At 65.9% G+C, this 18,261-nt stretch carries 15 protein-coding genes and 1 tRNA gene; 9 read left to right on the plus strand and 7 right to left on the minus strand.

What is annotated here, in order from left to right:
- Positions 1 to 7: 7 nt before the first annotated feature.
- Positions 8 to 1,714, minus strand: coding sequence for a hypothetical protein (locus tag MJD61_06605; GenBank protein ID MCG8554946.1), 1,707 nt, complete (start codon positions 1,712 to 1,714; stop codon positions 8 to 10).
- On the minus strand, positions 1,711 to 2,796 hold the full coding sequence (gene nagZ, locus MJD61_06610; protein ID MCG8554947.1) for a beta-N-acetylhexosaminidase: 1,086 nt from the start codon (positions 2,794 to 2,796) through the stop codon (positions 1,711 to 1,713). Before nagZ ends, MJD61_06605 begins: the two co-directional genes overlap by 4 nt.
- Positions 2,797 to 3,294: 498 nt before the next feature.
- Between nagZ and pcnB the strand changes: the two genes are divergently transcribed.
- The gene (pcnB, locus tag MJD61_06615) at positions 3,295 to 4,641 is read left to right on the plus strand and encodes a polynucleotide adenylyltransferase PcnB (GenBank protein MCG8554948.1); all 1,347 of its coding nucleotides are present in this window, start codon (positions 3,295 to 3,297) and stop codon (positions 4,639 to 4,641) included.
- Here the strand turns inward: pcnB and MJD61_06620 are convergent.
- A complete protein-coding gene (locus MJD61_06620; protein MCG8554949.1) occupies positions 4,632 to 6,014 on the minus strand; it encodes a hypothetical protein in 1,383 nt (460 codons plus the stop codon). The two genes, pcnB and MJD61_06620, sit on opposite strands and share 10 nt — an antisense overlap.
- A 23-nt stretch (positions 6,015 to 6,037) precedes the next feature.
- Between MJD61_06620 and MJD61_06625 the strand changes: the two genes are divergently transcribed.
- The 3 genes from MJD61_06625 to MJD61_06635 are packed head-to-tail and all read left to right on the plus strand — an operon-like array spanning position 6,038 to position 8,520.
- Positions 6,038 to 6,625: a hypothetical protein gene (locus MJD61_06625; GenBank protein MCG8554950.1), complete on the plus strand. Its 588-nt coding sequence runs from the start codon at positions 6,038 to 6,040 to the stop codon at positions 6,623 to 6,625.
- Positions 6,622 to 7,722 carry a hypothetical protein gene (locus MJD61_06630; GenBank protein ID MCG8554951.1) on the plus strand — a complete coding sequence of 367 codons (1,101 nt, stop codon included), beginning with the start codon at positions 6,622 to 6,624 and terminating at the stop codon, positions 7,720 to 7,722. The genes MJD61_06625 and MJD61_06630 overlap by 4 nt, the downstream gene beginning before the upstream one ends.
- 33 nt (positions 7,723 to 7,755) lie before the next feature.
- A complete protein-coding gene (locus tag MJD61_06635; protein MCG8554952.1) occupies positions 7,756 to 8,520 on the plus strand; it encodes a type III pantothenate kinase in 765 nt (254 codons plus the stop codon).
- A gap of 13 nt (positions 8,521 to 8,533) precedes the next feature.
- Here MJD61_06635 and MJD61_06640 read toward each other — a convergent pair whose 3' ends face one another.
- Positions 8,534 to 9,487 (minus strand): FHA domain-containing protein, encoded by a 954-nt coding sequence (locus MJD61_06640; protein MCG8554953.1) that lies wholly within the window; start codon positions 9,485 to 9,487, stop codon positions 8,534 to 8,536.
- Between the two features lie 144 nt (positions 9,488 to 9,631).
- On the opposite strand from MJD61_06640, the gene MJD61_06645 reads away from it, so the two are divergent.
- On the plus strand, positions 9,632 to 11,506 hold the full coding sequence (locus MJD61_06645; protein ID MCG8554954.1) for a PilZ domain-containing protein: 1,875 nt from the start codon (positions 9,632 to 9,634) through the stop codon (positions 11,504 to 11,506).
- Between the two features lie 12 nt (positions 11,507 to 11,518).
- Here MJD61_06645 and MJD61_06650 read toward each other — a convergent pair whose 3' ends face one another.
- A complete protein-coding gene (locus MJD61_06650; GenBank protein ID MCG8554955.1) occupies positions 11,519 to 11,965 on the minus strand; it encodes a hypothetical protein in 447 nt (148 codons plus the stop codon).
- A 138-nt stretch (positions 11,966 to 12,103) separates the two neighbouring features.
- Entirely contained in the window at positions 12,104 to 12,991 is an 888-nt protein-coding gene (locus MJD61_06655; protein MCG8554956.1) for a response regulator, read from the minus strand.
- 236 nt (positions 12,992 to 13,227) lie between these two features.
- Between MJD61_06655 and MJD61_06660 the strand changes: the two genes are divergently transcribed.
- From MJD61_06660 to MJD61_06675, 4 genes are all read left to right on the plus strand, one after another.
- Positions 13,228 to 14,865: a site-2 protease family protein gene (locus tag MJD61_06660; protein MCG8554957.1), complete on the plus strand. Its 1,638-nt coding sequence runs from the start codon at positions 13,228 to 13,230 to the stop codon at positions 14,863 to 14,865.
- Positions 14,832 to 16,196, plus strand: coding sequence for a class I SAM-dependent methyltransferase (locus tag MJD61_06665; GenBank protein MCG8554958.1), 1,365 nt, complete (start codon positions 14,832 to 14,834; stop codon positions 16,194 to 16,196). The genes MJD61_06660 and MJD61_06665 overlap by 34 nt, the downstream gene beginning before the upstream one ends.
- Positions 16,197 to 16,239: 43 nt before the next feature.
- Positions 16,240 to 16,313: transfer RNA gene (locus tag MJD61_06670), tRNA-Pro, on the plus strand.
- 82 nt (positions 16,314 to 16,395) lie between these two features.
- On the plus strand, positions 16,396 to 17,004 hold the full coding sequence (locus tag MJD61_06675) for a response regulator (GenBank protein MCG8554959.1): 609 nt from the start codon (positions 16,396 to 16,398) through the stop codon (positions 17,002 to 17,004).
- Here the strand turns inward: MJD61_06675 and MJD61_06680 are convergent.
- A complete protein-coding gene (locus tag MJD61_06680) occupies positions 16,998 to 18,176 on the minus strand; it encodes a tetratricopeptide repeat protein (protein ID MCG8554960.1) in 1,179 nt (392 codons plus the stop codon). The genes MJD61_06675 and MJD61_06680 overlap by 7 nt on opposite strands.
- Positions 18,177 to 18,261 lie beyond the last annotated feature (85 nt).

Raw genomic sequence — 18,261 nt, forward strand, 5'->3', positions numbered from 1 at the left:
ACACTCCCTAGTGCCAGAAGCCGACGCCGAGTCCGAAGTTGCGGTAGCGTGGGGCGAAATCTGCAGTGCCGCCGAGGCGAACGTCGAATTTCCACAGCCAGCCGAACAGGTCCCACTCGAACAAACGCAGGTCAAAGCCCGCGGTGACGTGAGGCCGATAGCCGATACCCCGGAAGCGGCTCGGCTCGAGGTAGAGTCCCGTGCGGATCTTGAGATGATGCGCGATCGGCTCCGTTTCGGCACCCACCCGGAATCCGAACGATGCCGTGCGACCCGAGCGCTCGCGTCGCTGCGCGAGGAATCCCTCGAGCCCCACGCCGTCCTTGGTGGCCCCGGTCACGATCATCTCGGCCGATATCAGGACGTAGTCACGCGGAAGCGATTTGACTTGTCGTTTGCGCCGTTTCTTGGCGCGCCGGATCGCGAGCGCGAGCTCGGCTTCTTCCTCGATGCGGCGCGTCTTCTCCTGCGCCCACCAACGTGCGTCGCGTGGTTTGTGCTCGATCCAAGGGTAGGGGTCGCTGCCGGGCTGTGGAGCTTCCGATTCCTGATCGAAGAAGGCCCTTGGCGGAACATCCGATTCCAGCCGATCGTCCGCGTGGCTCTGGCGGCGATTGACGCCCCCACGGCGCCTCGACCTCTCGCGACGAGCCTGTTCCGTGTAGCGCTTCCAGCGCCTTGCCAGCATCTCGATCCTCAGCTGGTCGTCCAGATCGTGCGGGTTATCCCAGGCCCGGTTCATGGGGCGCTTGCCGAGTTGGTACGCGAAACCGAGCTGCAATTGCCACGGAAGCCGCACCTCGTTGGGAAGCACAAACCCTGCCTCCCGGCGCGGGCCGCTCGCTTGGGTGCCCTCCTCGATCACGGAAGCGACGGGCAAGCGCGCGGCGATACCCATGCGGAAGCGCCTGCCGGCCGGCTTGATCAGCGCACCAAGCTCGGGTCCGGTACCCGTCATGCTCGCCAGCTCCTCGGAAGGCGTGAAGAGACCGCCGCTTGCGGGAGGGGCTGACACGACCAAGTCGGCCGTGCGTGCACCCAAACCAAGCACGACTTGGCCATTGAAGAGCATGTAGCCGAGCCCGTAGTTCCCCACGATCATCTGCAACCTGGCGGGAGCTCGGTCTCTCTCGGGTGGGGGAATCGCATACTGCTGCACATGCAGAATCCCCCCCAGACCGAACTCTCCAAATTGCAACCGCAGACCGGGAGTATAGAAGATGAAATCCCTGTACTTGAATCCGGTTTGTCCGTTGTTGTCGAAGTCGTTCTCCGCGAAGAAAACCGGGGTCATGAAATTGAAGGTGACTTCCCAACTGAACCAGTTGAGGTCCCACAGGGTGCGCGAAGCGTAGGAAGCCGGATTCCATGGAGCGCCATCAATGCCCGTGGCGAGCGCCGTGTAGGCCCCAGCCAGTCCCACGGTGCGTCCAGAGCCGAGCACCGGACCGATCACCATGTCGATGTTGAAGTCGTTGGCGGTGAGTTGCGGGCCTTGTTGGGCATCTGAAGGATGGGGTGCGGCCCACACGAGCAGCAGCACGTACACGGAGAGCCGCGTCCTTGCCGCGGGCGGCCGGCTGCGCTTTCCAGACCACAGGCTGGGGCTTTTGGACGACAGGCTGCGGCTTTTGGACGACAGGCTGCGGCCGCCGGCGCTGGCGAGCTTCGGTGCGGTCCCACTGGTCGACAACCGGTCGGACCAGGAGCTCATGGCACCCCTTCACCTCGCTGCAGCACGATCTGGAGCTCGGCTTGCAGGTCCCGAGCAGCCGCCAAGGTACGCTCGAAGGCTTCGAGCGAGGGGCGCGGGCGGTAGCGCTGGCGCAGCGCGTGCACGCGGGCGGCCGCGGCTTCGAGGCGAGCACGGAAACTGCTGTCGTTCTCAGCACGACGCACGAGTCCCTCGTGCGCCTGCAACGTGAGCTCAGGGTTTTTGCAGATCAACAGCGCGTCGCAGCCGGCGGCGATGCAGCGACAGCTAGCTTCCACGATCCCATGGTGATCGCTGATGGCCTTCATTTCCAGGTCATCGGCGAACACGACGCCCTTGAAGCCGCACGCTTCACGCAGCAGACGGTCCAGCACCTTGACCGATAGGGTGGCCGGAAGCTGCGGATCGAGCGCAGGGAACACCACGTGGGCGGTCATCACGCAGGCCAGGGTCGGAGCCAGTGCACGAAAGGGCGCAAGCTCGACCTGATCCAGCCGGGCTCGCGCATGATCCACGCGGGGCAGGGCGAGATGGCTGTCCACCGAGGTGTCCCCGTGTCCGGGGAAATGCTTGCCGCATGCGGCCACCCCCTGGGCTTGCAGCCCCGCGGCGAAGGCGCGCCCATGTCGTGTCACCACGGAGGCGGAACTGCCAAAGGCCCGATCCCCGATCACCGGATTAAGCGGGTTGCTGTTGACGTCGAGCACGGGCGCGAAGTCGATGCTGAAGCCCAGGGCGTGCAGCTGTGCCCCGAGGGTCTCGGCTGCCCTGCGCGTCAGGCCGACATCGTCGTGCCTGCCGAGCGCTTGCATGGCCGGCAGCTGCAGGACGGGCGGCCCGAGCCGCGCCACCCGACCGCCTTCCTGATCCACGGCGATTACGGGAGGAAAACCCTCCGGGAAGCTGTGGACCAGCGCGCGCGTGAGCTCGATGCTCTGCTCGGCAGCACCCAGATTGCGCTTGAAGAGAACGAAACCAGCCAGATCGCCCGTACGGGCCGCGGCCCGCAACGAATCGGGCATTTGGCGTCCGCCAAAGCCAGCAATGAGAACTTGTCCCGCCAGTGCGCTCGTAGCTGTCATGATGTGGGCCAATTGCGGTCACGCCTGTGACCTGGTAGAGGTGAAGATGGGGGTTGCTCTTGGGCACGAGGCTGGGCCCTGTTGGTCCGGCCTGGCCTTCCCGGTCTGGCTTTGCGTCTGACTCGCGTACCCCGTGCTGCTGCGACGCCTTGTGTGTTGCACTCACCCTGCGCATTGCATCGACCCTGCGCATTGCATCGACCCTGCGCGTTGCATCGACCCTGTGCATTGCACCTACCCTGTGCAGCAATTCGCGCAGCATCGGCCGCTGGTTGGCCTCCGATCGATCCGATCCGGCGGCCCGGCACACAGTCCAACAGGCTGCCCGATGCGTTTCCGCGTTGCGCTGCGCGTCGCGGAACGCCCGTCGCCACAGCGTCGACGGGCCGAGAGCAGTCGGAGGTGGCGCTCAGGGTGTCGTCGCGCCCGCGGCAGCGCTGCCGCCTTGGAGTCCGCGGCGACTGCGCGCCGACCGGTTTGCGCTGAACGCTCCACGTCATGGAATCCGTTTCACCACGCATCCAGCATACCGCCGCAGAGTCCGAAGCTGACAGCGAGCCGCAGCAGACACCCAAGCCGAGAGTGTACCCGCGGCCTATTCCCTTGCACCGTATCGATCCCGACGCCGTCAAGGTACTGCGCAGGCTGTCACACGGCGAGCATACAGCGTACCTGGTGGGCGGAGGTGTGCGCGATCTGCTGCTGGGTCGCGCGCCCAAGGACTTCGACATTGCCACCAGTGCCCGTCCGCAAGAGGTGAAACGCCTTTTTCGCAACTGCAGGATCATCGGACGGCGCTTCCGATTGGCCCACATCCTGTTCTCTCGTGGCAAGGTCATAGAAGTCGCCACCTTTCGACGCGATCCACGTTTCGACGGCCAGCCCCGAGCCAGAACCTCGGATTCATCGACGGCAGCGGTAGGAGACAACGGCGTGCCCATTCCCCTCAGCCCGAAGCCCGACCGGTGGCCGCTGCAGGATCTGCTGATACACCACGACAACGTATTCGGTTTGCCGCACGAGGATGCGGCTCGCAGAGACTTCACGATCAATGGCCTATTCTATGACATCGAGCGCCAGGAGGTGATCGACTACGTCCAGGGAATGGACGATCTGCGATCGGGCGTAGTGCGGACCATAGGGGAGCCGGCAGTCCGTTTTCGGGAGGATCCAGTTCGTTTGCTGCGAGCCATCAAGTTCAGCGCGCGACTGGACATGGGCATCGACCCCGAGGTCTACGACGCGATGGTCGCGCAGCGACACGGGCTGAATCGTTGCTCACGGCCTCGCGTGCTCGAGGAACTGTTGCGCCTGCTGCGGGGCGGCGCAGCGCACCGCTCCATCTACCTCATGTGGGACGTGGGCGTGCTCGGAGTGGTGCTCCCTGAGCTCACGGCCTTCCTGGAAGACGAGGCAGCAGGGGCTTCTCTGCTTTGGGGGCGCCTGTCGGCGATCGACGAGCGCGTCCGTGCAGGCGAAGCCCCGTCGGACGCGGTGCTGCTGGCTGCGTTGCTCTGGGGTACCATCGCCGAAGTCCTCGAATGCGTGCCACAACCGCCCACGGCGTTCGAGAGCTTCTTCACGGAGCTCAGCGAGCGTCTTGCCGTACCGCGTCGCATCAAAGACCGCATCCGGCTCATCGCGTTTTCGCAAGACCGCCTCAAGGCGGGCCAGGTCGAGAGGCTTGCGCGGCGCGACTTTTTCCCCGATGCAGCCACCTTCTACGGCTTGCAGTGCAGCGCGGGCGGCCAGCAGGCACCTGACTGGGCCGATCGACCCGAGCAGCGCCAGGGTCCGTCTCGAGTGCGTTCGCCCCGTCGCACGCGCAGGCGCAGTCAGCGCTGATCCAGGACACCAGTGCCCAACGAAAGCACCAGGCGGAAGGCCCGAGTCAAGACTGTGGGCCGGCGGAAGCTCTCGAGCCCCCGGCCCAGATTCGTGACGACCACGAGCACACGCGCGGTGTCGGGCGTGAGTACGACGGGAACGTAGCTGCGCCCCGTGCCCCGCGGCGGGGCGCTTACGCGGCCGAGCTCGCCGTAACCCGAGTCGAGTCGCACCGCCGTCAGCAGCCAACGCACGCCAAGCTCACCCCGCAGCCATACCCGCAGCTCCGATGCAGGCTCGGACGCGTCCAGCGCCACCAGCGTGTAACGGCTTCCGAGGACCTCGACGGGCCCTCGAGCCGAGACATGCGTCGGCAGATGGGACTGCTGCAGCGACCGCTCGAGAGCCACGGCCGCCTCGGTAGCGAGCGATCGAAGACACGGCATGGGGGCAGCCAGGCTGCGGGCGGGTGTCCCAGAAAAGAAGCGGGCCACGGCGAAATCGGACAGCACCTGCTCGAGTGCCTCGCCGGCGTTGGACAACGCGCGATCGAGCGCGTCCCACAAATCCGGTCGAACCCGTACGCCGCTTCGGCCGGCGCTGCGCTGGCGGGCGAACTGCCATAGTTCCCGCACGAAACTGCCGTCACCGCCGTCTTCCCGTGCGGAAAGCATGGCGAGCAGCAGTCCACCGGCTCCACCGCCGCCACCAAGCCAACTGCGCCAGGCTTGTCCGAGCCGCACCGACGTCTCGCTGCCGCAACCGAAGTTTCCGGTGGCCCGCCATGCAAGGTAGCTGCTGGTCGCGCGGCGCCAGGCCGCACTCTCGCCGGGATCCTGGCCCCACAGCGCGGCTTGCGCTAGCGCGGACAGTGCGCAAGCTTGGAACCATGAGGGATCCAGCTCGTCGTCTACCAGCCCGAAGCTCGACGCGCTGTCAAGCGAGCCCCAGGGCACGGGCCCGTCCAGACCGGCCCCGGCGCGGCCGGGCACTGCTCGACGCAGGTACAAATCGAAGCCGAGGCTGTCGCCTGCGCCGCCGTCGGGCAACGGCAAAGGCCAGGACTCCGCAAACAGCAGGTCGTAGCCGGCCTCGAGCGCTGCGAGCAGCTTGGTCGCACGGGCTAGCGAGCGGTTCGTCTCCGGGGCGTGCACCGTGAGAGGCAGACGCTGCGATGGCAAGCGCAGGCCGAGTCCATGGGGGCGGGTGGGGCTCGACGGATAAGGCACGCGCGCTCCCTCAGCTCCCGTTCCACCCATCACGGCCTCTGCCCAGCCTCGCAGTCCGGGCAGCTCGGCCCGCAGCGCCGGCGCACCGATCGACAGCACGATGCTGGCGCACGGCACGAGGACGAGCATGCGTACGGAAACGATCTGGGCGGGAGGGCTCATCGCTCGGGATTTGACACGGACCCGTGATAGCCTCTACACCCAAGCCTGACGACATGGCCGAGCTGCCTCTGGATCCGACGGGCTTCTTCGAGTTCGACCTTGCGCAGGGTGCGGTACGCACCAGCGACGGGAGGCGTACGCTGGTGTTGTCCGAGCAGGCGGTAGCTCGGCTGGTCACCACCGCGGTGGAGGCGGGCGACTTGACCGCGGTCCGGGTGCTTGGAAGCGAGCTCGGTGAGTTGGCGGAGCGGGCCTTACCCGGGTCTGGATCCGCAGTGGATCAAACGCCGGCCGGAGTTTTCGGCGCGGCTGCCGCCGTGGTGGCGCTTTACGGCTGGGGGCGTTTAAGCGCAGAGCGCTGGGGCCCGGCGGTCGTGCTCGAAGTGACCGGAGCAGCCCCCCTCGACTCGGACCACCTGGCCTGCGCAGCGCTCCTTGGGGGCCTCTTTTCCCGGCTGAGCGGGAGCGAGGTCGCATGCGTTCCTGTAACCGAAGCCGGCCGCTATCTCATGGTTGATCCGGGCATCGCCGAACGGATTTGGAACTGGTCGCGCGAGGGTGACGACCTTGGCGTGATCTTGTCGAAACTCGAGCCGGCTGGCGCGGGATGAGCGCGCCTGTTCAACGTCAGGTTCAACGTCTCGAGGCGCTGCTGTCGGTGGTTCGGCGCAATCGGGGGCTGGAGCGGCGCCGGAGTCACACGGGCGCCGCATCGGCCGGCGATGACGGCGAAGGCTCGGCAGCAGAGACCGATTTCGCGCTGTCGATGGAAGAGGGGGGCGGCACCTCACCGATGCCCACGGTGATTCAGCCTGGGCCTCGGCCGGACGAGCTGGTTTCGCGCCCTTCGCCTGGCGCCGCGGAACCGCCGCGCGAAGAGGCTCCGGCAGCCGCGGTAGCCGACGCTAGCGCTTCCATGGAGGCACCCGCGGGGGTGAAGCTGGCGGCCGTCAAGCTCGCTTCGGTGAGGGTAGCGGCCTCGGTCGAGGAGGTCGGCACGCCCCGCACAGAACCAACCACGGCCTCGGACGGGCTGGGTGTGCCGGATGCACCGGGTGCGCCAGCTGAGCCGGGTGCGCTAGCTGAGCCGGCTGCCCCGTCCGAGACGGCTGCCCCGTCCGAGCCGGCTGCCCCGTCCGAGCCGGCTGCCCTCATCGAGCCGGCCGAATCTGCACCGCCGCCGGCCCCAGTGCCGGAGGAGGCGCCGCAGGAACCGGTTCCCACGGACGTCGCCATGTCCGGCGTCGAGGCCGCGCTGACCGCAGGGTCACCGTTCGAGGAGCCGCCAGCCACCGTCCCACCGCAGCAGGCTCCCCAGCAAAATCGGGATGCGGAGCCAGCAGCCGAGCCAGCGGCCGAGCCAGCAGCCGAGCCAGCGGCCGAGCCCCAGCCTGTGCCCGCGCAAGTGGCGCCGGCGGCAGTCGCGCAGGCCGGCGACCGGCTCGAAGAGATGGTGACCGAGCCGCCAGGGGCTCCGGACGAGCTCGCCGCCACCCTGGAACCGCCGGCCACGGCGCCCGTTGCGCCCGTGCTTGCGCCCGAGGCGCCGCAGGAGCTCGCTGCACCGCCAGGCGCCCAACCGATCGAGGCGCAACCGTTTGCTGCGCCCAGCGGCCCCGTTGCTACCTTCGTGGGCGAGCTGCCCAGCAGCGACGAGCCCACGTTCGGCGAGCTGGTGGCCTTGTCGCTGTCGCTCCGAGCACGCTAGCGGGCTCGGTGCGATCAGCATTGGTGCAGCCCCATGTTGTTGGCGGTCGATGTTGGCAACACGCATACCGTGCTCGGCCTGTACGACGGGGACGTGCTCGTCCGGCATTTTCGTGTCGAATCAGCCAAGGGTCGCACGGCAGACGAGCTCGAGATCCTGCTCATGGGACTTGCGCAGCTCGCCGGAATCTCGCACGCGCATGTGAACGCCGCGATTCTGGCTTCGGTCGTACCCGACCTCAACACCGTGTTCGCGCACGCAATACACCGAGCGTATGGAAGCGAAAGCCTGCTGGTCGGCCCGGGCATCAAGACGGGCATGCCGATTCTGTACGAGAATCCTTGGGAGGTAGGCGCAGACAGGATCGTAAACGCCGTGGCCGCTTACGAGCAGACACGCAAGGGGACTATCGTCGTGGACTTCGGCACGGCTACGACTTTCGACTGCATCTCGCCGCGCGGCGAATACCTGGGCGGTGTGATTTCGCCTGGCGTGAGCATCAGCGCACAAGCGCTTTCTGCAAGCGCCGCCAAGCTGCCTCGTGTCGAGGTCGCAATGCCTCCCCGCGTCGTCGGCCGCAACACCGTGCATTCGATGCAGTCTGGCATTGTCTACGGCTACGTCGAGCTCGTAGACGGCATGGTGCGTCGAATCCGGCAGGAGCTGGGTTTTCCCAGTGTCGTGCTGGCCACGGGCGGGCTTGCGTCCGTGCTCGAGCGCGAGCTTCGGAGCATCGACCGGGTGGACCCCTTCCTGACGCTGGAAGGATTGCGCATCCTTCATGCACGCAACGCTTAGGGCCCGCCGGACGCTAAGGAGCTCCCAGCAGCGCAAACAATGCGAGGGCACTGACCGCCACGACCACTGCGGCCAGGGCGTAGACTACGAGCTCCGCGCCCCATGCCGTGGAGGGGCGCGTCTTGTTGCGCTGCGAGGCAGCCGCAACAGGCGGCGCTGCTGCTCTGCCGGCGGAGCCTGTGTCGCCATCCGGGCTCGCCCGCACTGGCGCAGCCTCTACCTTCAAGGGCGAGACCGGCTCACTAGCCGCGCGTCGAACCGCCTCCTCGGCGGGGTCCTCGAAGAGCAGTCGAAGCTCACCGAGCTGCAGCTCATCGCCATCGCGCAGTCGCCGCTCCGTGACAGCGCGGCCGGTTACCCTCAAGCCGTTCTTGCTACCCAGGTCCCGCACCAACACGCCCTCGTGGTCTCGTACTACCTCCAGGTGCTGTCGAGACACGTCCGGATCGTCCAGTCGCCATTGGCACTGCTCGCCCCGCCCGACCGTCAGCTTCGCCGGCACCTGCGCGAGTTGAAGCTGCTCTCCCACGTGGATGCGATTCAAGACCACCAGACGCGGCGCGGCCGTTCCTGGCGAGGGTTCGTCCGAGAGCTCGCGGATCAGTCTGCGTGCAAGCGACGCCGTGCGTTCACGGGAAGTACCATGGGCCACCACCAGACCCGGCTCGAGGAGCAACGTGAAGTCCGCGACTCGGATGATGTCCCCGCGCTGCAGGGCCTTGGGCCGCCCGCTGACCAGCGGCGTGTCGTTGACGCGTGTACCGTTGAGCGACCCCTGGTCGACAATGACGCAGCGGCTGCCGCTGTGCTCGATAATGGCGTGCGTTTCAGAAACGCTCGGGTGAGGAATGCAGACATCCGAGCCCACAGCCCGTCCAATGACGACGCGCGCCTGCTCGAATTCGTACCGCATGCCCTCCGGAAGCGTGCGCTTGCCGGACGAGCGAAGCACCAGCCGGATTCCCACGTCCAGCCCAGCCTGAGCGGCGCTGGCGCGCGGGTCAAGCAATCGGCAGCGGCAGATGCAGAAAACTGGACGCACCTTTGTACTTCTGCGAGTGAGAATGGGGGGCTGGCTCAAGGGCACCAGCGCCAACCCGAGGAACGCTGCATGGACATTTCGCTTGATCGACGATCCGATGAGCTTGGTCGTGTCCGTTTCGAAGCGGCCATCGAGCTGAGCCACGACGGCTTCCAGGAGGCTTTCGAGGCAGAGTCCGTGGATCTGAGCGCGGGCGGCTTGGCCTTGAGGTCTGCGTATCTGCCCGACGTCGGGACGCGCCTGCTGTGCCGCTTCCGCTGTCCACTCAGCGAGGAAGGCTTGGAGGCGTACGGCGAAGTCGTGTGGGCAAACCTCGAGGGTGTGCGCAGCGGCGAGTTCGGCCTGCGCTTTCTCGAGCTTGACCCCCGCACGCAACGCAGCATCGGCAAGCTCGTCGAGCGCAGGGCGGCCGAGACGGATGTGGATCAGCAACCCCGATCGCCAAGGCGAATGCCGTGGGATCAGCCGCGCCGCCAAGTACCGGATGCGGCCTGCGCCAAGACTGCAAGGGTCGTGCTCGACGGGCTCACCGACGCTGTCACGATGCGAGTCGTGGACCGCGGTTTCGAACATGCCGTGGTCGAGCACGAGCTACCCGTTTTCGAGGCAGGGCGACTGATCGACTTGGAGCAAACCGGTGCGGAGAGCTGGCGTGGCCGCATCGCTGAGGTGGAGCTACAGGTCCGCGCGGGCATGCCCAAGCTCGTGCTCAGGGTCGACTCCGTCCGACCCGTGGACGAACCCGAGCTCGACGCGTTGCAGGTGGCCGCGGACTGCGAGGTCGAGGAAGAGCTTCGCGACACGCTGCGCGACATGGATCCTGCTGCGGATCCCGGCGTGGACGCTACGATGATCGCTGCCGACAGCCAACCGGTGCCGGTGTCTGACGCACTTGTGAAGAGCGACAAGCGCAGCGACGAGAGCTCCGGTAGTGCCGACCATGCCTCCGGCATCTCGCCTGCGGAACGGTCGCTATCGCAGACGCCACCGGCATGCGCTTCCGCATCGACAAGGCGACTCGAAGCGGGTGACCGATGCGGGCTAGCGTCATTCGAGGACGACTTCCCTGAAGACGTCGAGGTCCCGGGCCTTCGTTCGTGGCGGACCCGGTGTCGAGGCGTGACTGACAGGCTGCGGGGCCGGTTCGGCGACTTCGGCCAGGCACTGCCCGCGCTCGGGGATGAGCTCAAGCAAAAGGTCTCGGTCCGGCTTCCTCGTCCCAGTATCCTGCGCCGGAAGAGGCGCACCACCGGACCTACGCAAGCGACGCAGCGCCGCGGCCGACGGGCCGCCCGCGCAGTGTTCGTTCGTGCGGCCGCCCCGACGCTGCTTGGTTTCGGCCTGATGGGCGTCGTGCTCCACACGGTGCTCGAGCGATCGCAGCATGCGATGGATCCCAAGACCAGCACGCGGGCAGCCCAGGCGACGGTGGAGCAGGCTGCGCCGTCTAGGGAAAGGGTCACACCCGAGCTCACCGCGACCACTCAGGTCGGCGCACCTGCCGAGCTGACCGTAGGCCCGTTCGAGCCCGTGTCTGCGAGAGTCGCCAAGACCGCCCCGGCGGCTAGCCGTAAACCGCAGCCAACGCAGCGGGCGGTCGATCGTCCCCGAGGCGTGGCAAAGGACGACGGGCGTGGCCCGAGCTTCGGTGCCGCCAAGCTCGAGCAAGGCAGCCGCTACACGTTGCGCATGACCAACCCGATCAAGAAGCTGCAGGGCGTGGCCGACACGCGAGGCTTCACGGTCTTGATACCTGGCAGCCTGAGCCTCGACCGCGCGGGTCCCATTGCCGCGGCCGATCACGCCGTTGCTCGTTCGATGATCCTCAACCGGGGTGACCGTGCCGAGCTGACCATTCGCTTCGCTCCGGGGTACACACCCCGCTACAAGGTCTGGGCGCGCGGTCGAAACCTACACATTGCGCTCGGTCCCCGTCGCCGCTGATCGGTCCGGGACCTAGTCTTCGACGCAATCGGGCTCCCGGGCGAGGTAGCTCAGAATGACTTGGTCCAGGGACCGCTCGTCCTTTTCCCTCGTGGAGTCTGCGGGTGCTGCCGGTGCGGCCACCGGCCTTCGAGCTCGTGGCACAGCTGTGACCTGGTCCGGGCCGTGGACCCGCGTTGCCGCTGTGTCCTCGTCGAACTTGCAGTCGCGCAAGGCAATGAACATCGCCTTGTGCTGCGCACGCATCTGCTGTTTCACGTATGCGCGCAGGTCCTCACGGGCCAGCTGGTTTCGGTAGTCGGTCTTCCGTGAGGCGATGACCCGCCCACCATCGGCGAAGAGATGGGTAACTATGTGTGGGTGTGCGACGCCCGAATCCTCGGTCTGGATATGATAGAGCTTGCCCTTATGCCGAACGTTGGTGTTGTATCCAACCAGGGGCGAACCGCCCTTCATCATGGGGTCTCCTTGCTCCAGGCACACCTGGAACGCCGATCGGTTTGAACAGGTCGAGGAATCCAAGCCTGGGGATTCAGACCATTCGGCGTTCAGTAGAAAAGGTAGCAGCATTCGGCGCCAAGATCACGGCCCACCCACTCACTTGAGCGCGGAGCGCGCCTTGTTCAAGAGGTCGAGACCTTCCCGTGCTTTTGTTTGAGGGTAGGTTGCAATGCCGAGCCTAGTGCCGACGGCATCGGTGCCTTCGGAATCGGCCCTTTGGAATGAGTCAAGGGCCTGACGGATGCGCTTGACGACAGCCGCGGCGCCTCGGCGGTTCGTTTCTGGCAGCAGTATGGCGAACTCGTCTGCGGCGGAGCGAAACACCTGATCGACTCCTCGAACGCAGACGGCGAGCTTCTCTGCGGCTTTGACTAGGTGCTGCTGCGCCGCGGCGAGGCCCGAGTCGGCTATCACGGCATCGTAGTCAGCGACTCTCAGCACGAGGCAGGTCAACGCGTGCCCGTAGCGAACCGATCGGATGAACTCGTAATCGAGCGTGATGTGCAGCTGGCTCAGAGTCCCTGCTCCGGTCAGCTCGTCTGCAAGCTCGTAGGGGGGATGACTTGGTCGCTCCCGTTGCAGCGGGCCCGCGATAGCGCTTGGGCCCGATCGGCGCAGCCCGCGCAGCGCCCGGCGCACCCGTTCCTGAGTTTCGGTGACCTTGAAGGGGCTTGTCAGGCAATCGGCAGCCCCTGCCGCAAGGCATTGGGCCCGTTCCTCGGGATCGTCGGCGCGGGTCACCAGCAGCACGGGGATTTCAGCCAGGTTCCGGTCGCTCTTGAGGATCCGGGTTACCTCACAGCCATCCATGATAGGCAGCGCCGCCTCCAGTACGATCAGGTCCGGCCGGCTCCGCGCCACGATGTCGAGCGCCGCGCCGCCGTCGGCAGCCGTTGCCACTCGGCAGCCCATGTGTTGGCACAGGTCGCTCAACAGGCCCAGATTGAAGGGGTCGCTCGCGGCGACCAGAACCAGCAGGCTCACTGGGTTTCCTTTTTTTCAACCACGAAGCGGTTGTCTATTCACGGCTGCGAGCGCAGCCCCTTGTGGCTTTGCGGCCCCGTCGGAGTGGTGTGCGCACCTACAAGGCACAGCCTCGCCCCCTGGCGTTCGCACGAACAAGACGTAGGCTAGCACGGTCGCAAGCGCGACTCCAAGCAACACTTGCCCAAAGAGAGACGAACAGTCAGTTCAAGATGGATTTCGTGTACTTCATTCTAATGGTTGGTGTCCTTATCTTCGTTCATGAGCTCGGACACTTCATGTGGGCGAAGCTGTTCAAGGTTCGCGTATTGCGTTTCAGTCTTGGGTTTGGGCCGAGGATCGCCGGGATCACACGGGGGGAAACCGAGTACGTGCTGGCTGCTGTCCCGCTTGGCGGTTACGTGCGGCTGCTCGGGGAGAATCCTTTTGACCAGGTTGGTGATCACGAGCGCTCGCATGCGTTCTACAGCCAGAGTCTGATCAAGCGAATCCTGATCGTGATCGCTGGGCCGGCCATGAACCTGCTGCTGCCCATAGTGCTGTACGCCGTTGTGTTTCTCGGAGACAGCGAACTTACACCGGCGGTCGTCGGGCGCGTGCTCCCTCACTACCCTGCGTATGGCAAGCTGCAGGCGGGTGACCGCATCGTTTCGGTCAACGGCGACCCGATCCGTACGTTCTATGGCTTGGCTCGCAGGGTGGAAGAGAACGCCGGGGTAGCGCTTGAGTTCGAAGTGCAGAGGGGCGAGGATCGCCTGCGACAACGGATCACTCCGATGCGGTCGCGTGAGGTCCGGCCTCTCGATCGGATCGAGCATGTAGGCCGCATCGGTGTGGTTCCCTACCAACCGGCCGCGGTTGTGGGCGTGGCGTCTGCGTCGAGTCCAGCGGCGAGCGCGGGCCTGGAGACTTTTGACGTGGTGATCGCGGCGGCGGGTCACACGGTTCGCCGCTGGCTTGATTTGGAAAGCGCGCTGCACGGTAACCGGGGTTCGCTCGTGCCCCTGAGCTACCTGCGACCCACCAAGGTGGCCGGAGCCTTCGGCGGGCTCGCTGATTTCGAATTCTTCGAACCCAGTGTTGCGGCCTTGGCTCCCGATTCCGGGCCCGCCAAAGGCACCGCAAGGGCTGGACTCGAGCTCGCGGAGCTGTACGTCAGTCATGTAATCGAAGACTCACCAGAGTACCGGATGGGTCTGCGTGCCGGCGACCGACTGCTTCTGCTGGACGATGAGCCGCTCCTTTCGTGGGCGAGCTTCGAACAGCGGATCAAGGAGCGCGGCGACCTTCCGCACGTGGTGACCTGGAAACGCGACTCTCAGCTTCATCGCGGTGAGCTTACGCTAAGACGCCAGAGCGGTGTGTCCAAGCACGGTCAGGTGTACGACCGTCACGTGCTTCACATCGAGAACTGGCTGCCCAGTCGATTGGACGGGACCGTCCCGAACCCGGCTCCCTTGTCCTACGCGTTGCGGGAGTCGATGCGGGCGACGGCGGAAGCGGTTGAGCTCACGGTCTATTCGGTTGTTCGTTTGTTCCAGGGTCGCCTCACGGTAAAGTCCATCGGAGGTCCGCTGGCGATCTACGAAGTGGCGGGCACCGCGGCGCGTGAAGGGGCACTCAATTTCCTCATGCTCATGGCCTTTGTGAGCGTGAACCTGGCGCTGCTCAACCTGATGCCTATTCCCATGCTCGACGGCGGTCAGCTGGTGTTTCTGGCGGTGGAGGCGGTGACGCGGCGGGCGCTCAGCTCCCGTACACGCGAGTACGCGTCGATCGCCGGATTGCTGGTGCTGCTGGTGGTAACGTCGTTGGCTTTCCTGAACGATATCGAGAGGCTGTGGCCCCGCCTGATCAGTTCGGCATTCGAGTGATGGGCACTTCGCCTGCGCGAGCGGTGGCGACCGACACGCTGTACCGAGTCGCTCACCAGCGCGCGTTTGCTTCGCGCGTACTGGACGCCACGCTGGGTCGTCACGGGCTTTCGGCTCGCGACGCGGCGCTCGCGACCGAGATCGTCTATGGAGCACTACGGGTCCTGCCTGCGCTGGACGCGCTGCTGCGCGAAAGGATGGTGCGGGAAGAAGCGCGCTTGGATCCTCTCACGCGTGCAGCCTTGAGGGTGGCTGCCTACCAGCTGCGGCATCTAGAGCGCGTGCCAGCCCACGCCGCCGTCAACGATGCGGTGGCCCTCGTTCGAGCCCACCGAGGTCCGCGCCTGGCGGCCTTCGCCAATGCGGTGTTGCGAGCGCTTGCCAGCGCGCGTCCAGCACGACCCACTCGACCCTCGCGAACCGAAGTTCCGAAGTGGCTAGTGCAGGCCTTGCGCGCCGGCCTGAGCGAGCAGCGGCTGGCACGGCTAGTGCGGCCTGCGACCTTGCCGCCGCCCATCGGCCTGCGCGTGGACACCAGCCGCACGACGCGACAGCAGCTGGCCGAACTGGTGCGTCGATCCAAGCCTCGCGCCCGGCTGTCGCCGGGGGCATGCAGTGAGCGAACATTGCTCGCCTGGTCTGTCGGTGACCCGCGTGCGCTTCCGGGCTACGAGCAGGGGCTCTTTGTAGCTCAGGAGGAGGGAGCGCAGCTGGTGGTGGAGCTGATGGATGTGCGGCCTGGCCAGAGCGTTGCGGATGTCTGCGCGGGTCGCGGTGGCAAGACCACTCGACTCGCGGAGCTCGTGGGCGCACAGGGTTCGGTGACGGCTTTGGATCTGCACGAGCGCAAGCTGCAGCGTCTGCGTGAAGAGTTCGAGCGTCTGGGGCTGAAGGCAACGCTCGAGACGCTGGCTGTGGACCTGAGCCTGGGCAGCGGCGGTCTGGGACGCCGCTTTGACCACGTGCTGGTGGACGCGCCGTGCAGCGGTATTGGAACCCTTCACCGTAGACCGGATGTGCTCCTGCGCTTGCGTCCTGGCGATGTGCCCCGCCTGGCCGCCTTGCAGCTCGCCATACTCACCCACAGCGCGGAGCTGGTTCGGCCGGGAGGCCAGCTCGTCTTTGCTGTCTGCTCACCTTTGGCCGGGGAGGGGCTGGAGGTCGCGGAGCGCTTCGAAACCCAGGTCCCCGGGGTACGCAGGCGTTTCGATTCGCTGCGCTTGAGCACGCTTCGGACCGACGCGGACGGTGTTATCCGTCTCGGTCCCTGGTGGGGCGGCCGGGCCGGTTCACAGGACGCCTACCAGGTAGTGCGTTGGGTCGTGACTTGACACACATCGGCACCCTTTCATACATTCCGCGGCGAATTTTATACGGGGCGTAGCGCAGCCTGGTAGCGCGCACGGTTCGGGACCGTGAGGTCGGAGGTTCAAATCCTCTCGCCCCGACAACAAATCAAGGGTTCGATGAGGACGTGTGCAGCGAGGTGAACAGCCGCAGCCATGAGGTCGACCAGCAGATGAGGTAACAATGAGCAAGACAGTCCCGCCCATGCGCGTGCTCGTCGTAGACGACGACCCCGCCATTTGTGACTACATGGAGACCTTTCTTACCAAGGACGGGATCGATGTAAAAACGCTATCCGAGCCCGAAGGCGTCGCACAGGAGGTCAAGACGGGCACCTATCATCTCGTCGTCCTGGACCTGATGATGCCCAATCTCGACGGGGTCGAGGTACTGAAACGGATTCGTAAGGTGGACAAGGACGTCGCGGTGGTCATCTTCACGGGCTACCCGTCGCTTGACACTGCAGTGCGGTCCATGAAGTTGGACGCGATCGACTACCTCAAGAAACCCTTCAACCCAGAAGAGTTTCGCCAGGTGGTGGATAGGGTGATGCGCAAGAAGGGCCTGCTGCGCTCACCCGAAGAGAACCTTCACCGCGTCATAGGCGAAACGGTTCGAACGCTGCGCAAGGACAACAACCTGACGCTCAAACAGATGGCACGGCGCACCGGCCTGTCGGTCTCGCTGCTTTCGCAAATCGAACGCGCAGAGTCGAGCGCCTCCATCAGCTCTCTATATAAGATTGCAGTAGCACTGGATGTGCGCATCCAGGATCTGTTTGGAGACTACTGAGCGGTCGCAGGTAGGGCGCCAAGCTCGTTCGCGAGCCATTGCATGCCGTTGGCAACCAGGCAATCCCGCAGGGCGGCGCGCGTCCCGGGTAGAGCTGGCTCGGCTCGCAGTACCCGGCCGAGCTGCCTGGTGGCCTCTCGGTAGTTCTCGAGCACCAGTTCCGCCTCGACCAAGGCGAGCAGCGTCGCATGATCGGCCGACGCCGACCAGGCTGCCCGGGCTAGCTCGGAGGCTCGCTCCGGCCGATCGAGCCTGAGGTAGGCTCTCGCTAGTTCGCTTGGAATGCCCAACGTGGCCAGGGGCTCGAGCACCAGCAGGTTCTCGGCCCGCGCCCTATGTCCCGCGTGCAACCAAGCCTCGAGTCGAAGAGCGCGTGCGACGCTGGGATCGCCGATCGCGTCGAGCAATCGTACCGCCGTTGCCGGTCGTCCTGTGGCCAGGGCTCTCTTCGCTTCCGATACCATCAGATCCCCGGGCGCGGTCTCGGCGCTCGCCGAGGCTTCGGTGTAGGAAAGCAGCCGGGCAGGACGTTGCGCAACAAGCGAGTTCAGCAGCCGCGTGTGCGTTGGGCTCAGCGGTGCGCCCGCGTGCATGCGGGCGCTCGCCGCGAGCACGGCCAGTGCGCGCTCGCGTGCGCCCAACCGCTCGAGGACCCGGCCGAGCGACGACGCTGCGGAATCGGAATGCGGGGCTCGTGCCAGCGCCCAGCCGTAAGCAACCAAAGCCGCATCCCAACGCCCTTGCTTCTCGGCAAGCTGCCCGCGTGTGATCCACACGCTCTCCGAGTGCCGGTCCAGTGCTGCGGCGCGTTTCAACACCGCCTGTGCTTGCCGTGTTTGCCCCAGCCGAGTCAGGGCCAAGGCCAGGCGGCTGAGCACCAGCACGTCCTGTTCGGACCCGGCCAGTGCCCGACGGTAGGCCTCGATGGCCTGGCTGTAGTCCTCGCGCGTGACGGCGAGCTCACCGCGCACGAACCATTCGTAGGAGTAGGGCGAGACAAAGTGCCCGGCGTAGCGCTGCCCCCCCAGCCGGCGCGTGATGGTATCGGGCACGGTTCGCGTGTGCGTGCACCCGGCCAGCGCGATTGCACCCGCCAAAAGCACTGCACTCGCCAAGAGCACTGCGCCGCAGCCTGGACTTCGCTTGCTCCAAATGTCCCCAATCCTCGTCATCGCGTCTTGCCAGGCGCTCAAGGCGTGCCGCGCTTGAATGGCGGCGAGCCCATCACTATCATCTCCCGCACGCACTCACCAAGCC

The organism is Pseudomonadota bacterium (assembly GCA_022361155.1).
Taxonomy (GTDB): Bacteria; Myxococcota_A; Polyangia; order Polyangiales; family JAKSBK01; genus JAKSBK01.

Bases quoted from the DNA above. Each gene is read 5' to 3' on its own strand.
- MJD61_06660 (MCG8554957.1), top strand. From the start codon at position 13,228: ATGGTTGGTGTCCTTATCTTCGTTCATGAGCTCGGACACTTCATGTGG.
- pcnB (MCG8554948.1), top strand. From the start codon at position 3,295: ATGGAATCCGTTTCACCACGCATCCAGCATACCGCCGCAGAGTCCGAA.
- MJD61_06680 (MCG8554960.1), bottom strand. From the start codon at position 18,176: ATGACGAGGATTGGGGACATTTGGAGCAAGCGAAGTCCAGGCTGCGGC.
- MJD61_06630 (MCG8554951.1), top strand. From the start codon at position 6,622: ATGAGCGCGCCTGTTCAACGTCAGGTTCAACGTCTCGAGGCGCTGCTG.
- MJD61_06675 (MCG8554959.1), top strand. From the start codon at position 16,396: ATGAGCAAGACAGTCCCGCCCATGCGCGTGCTCGTCGTAGACGACGAC.
- MJD61_06605 (MCG8554946.1), bottom strand. From the start codon at position 1,714: ATGAGCTCCTGGTCCGACCGGTTGTCGACCAGTGGGACCGCACCGAAG.
- MJD61_06620 (MCG8554949.1), bottom strand. From the start codon at position 6,014: ATGAGCCCTCCCGCCCAGATCGTTTCCGTACGCATGCTCGTCCTCGTG.
- nagZ (MCG8554947.1), bottom strand. From the start codon at position 2,796: ATGACAGCTACGAGCGCACTGGCGGGACAAGTTCTCATTGCTGGCTTT.
- MJD61_06635 (MCG8554952.1), top strand. From the start codon at position 7,756: ATGTTGTTGGCGGTCGATGTTGGCAACACGCATACCGTGCTCGGCCTG.
- MJD61_06645 (MCG8554954.1), top strand. From the start codon at position 9,632: ATGGACATTTCGCTTGATCGACGATCCGATGAGCTTGGTCGTGTCCGT.
- MJD61_06650 (MCG8554955.1), bottom strand. From the start codon at position 11,965: ATGATGAAGGGCGGTTCGCCCCTGGTTGGATACAACACCAACGTTCGG.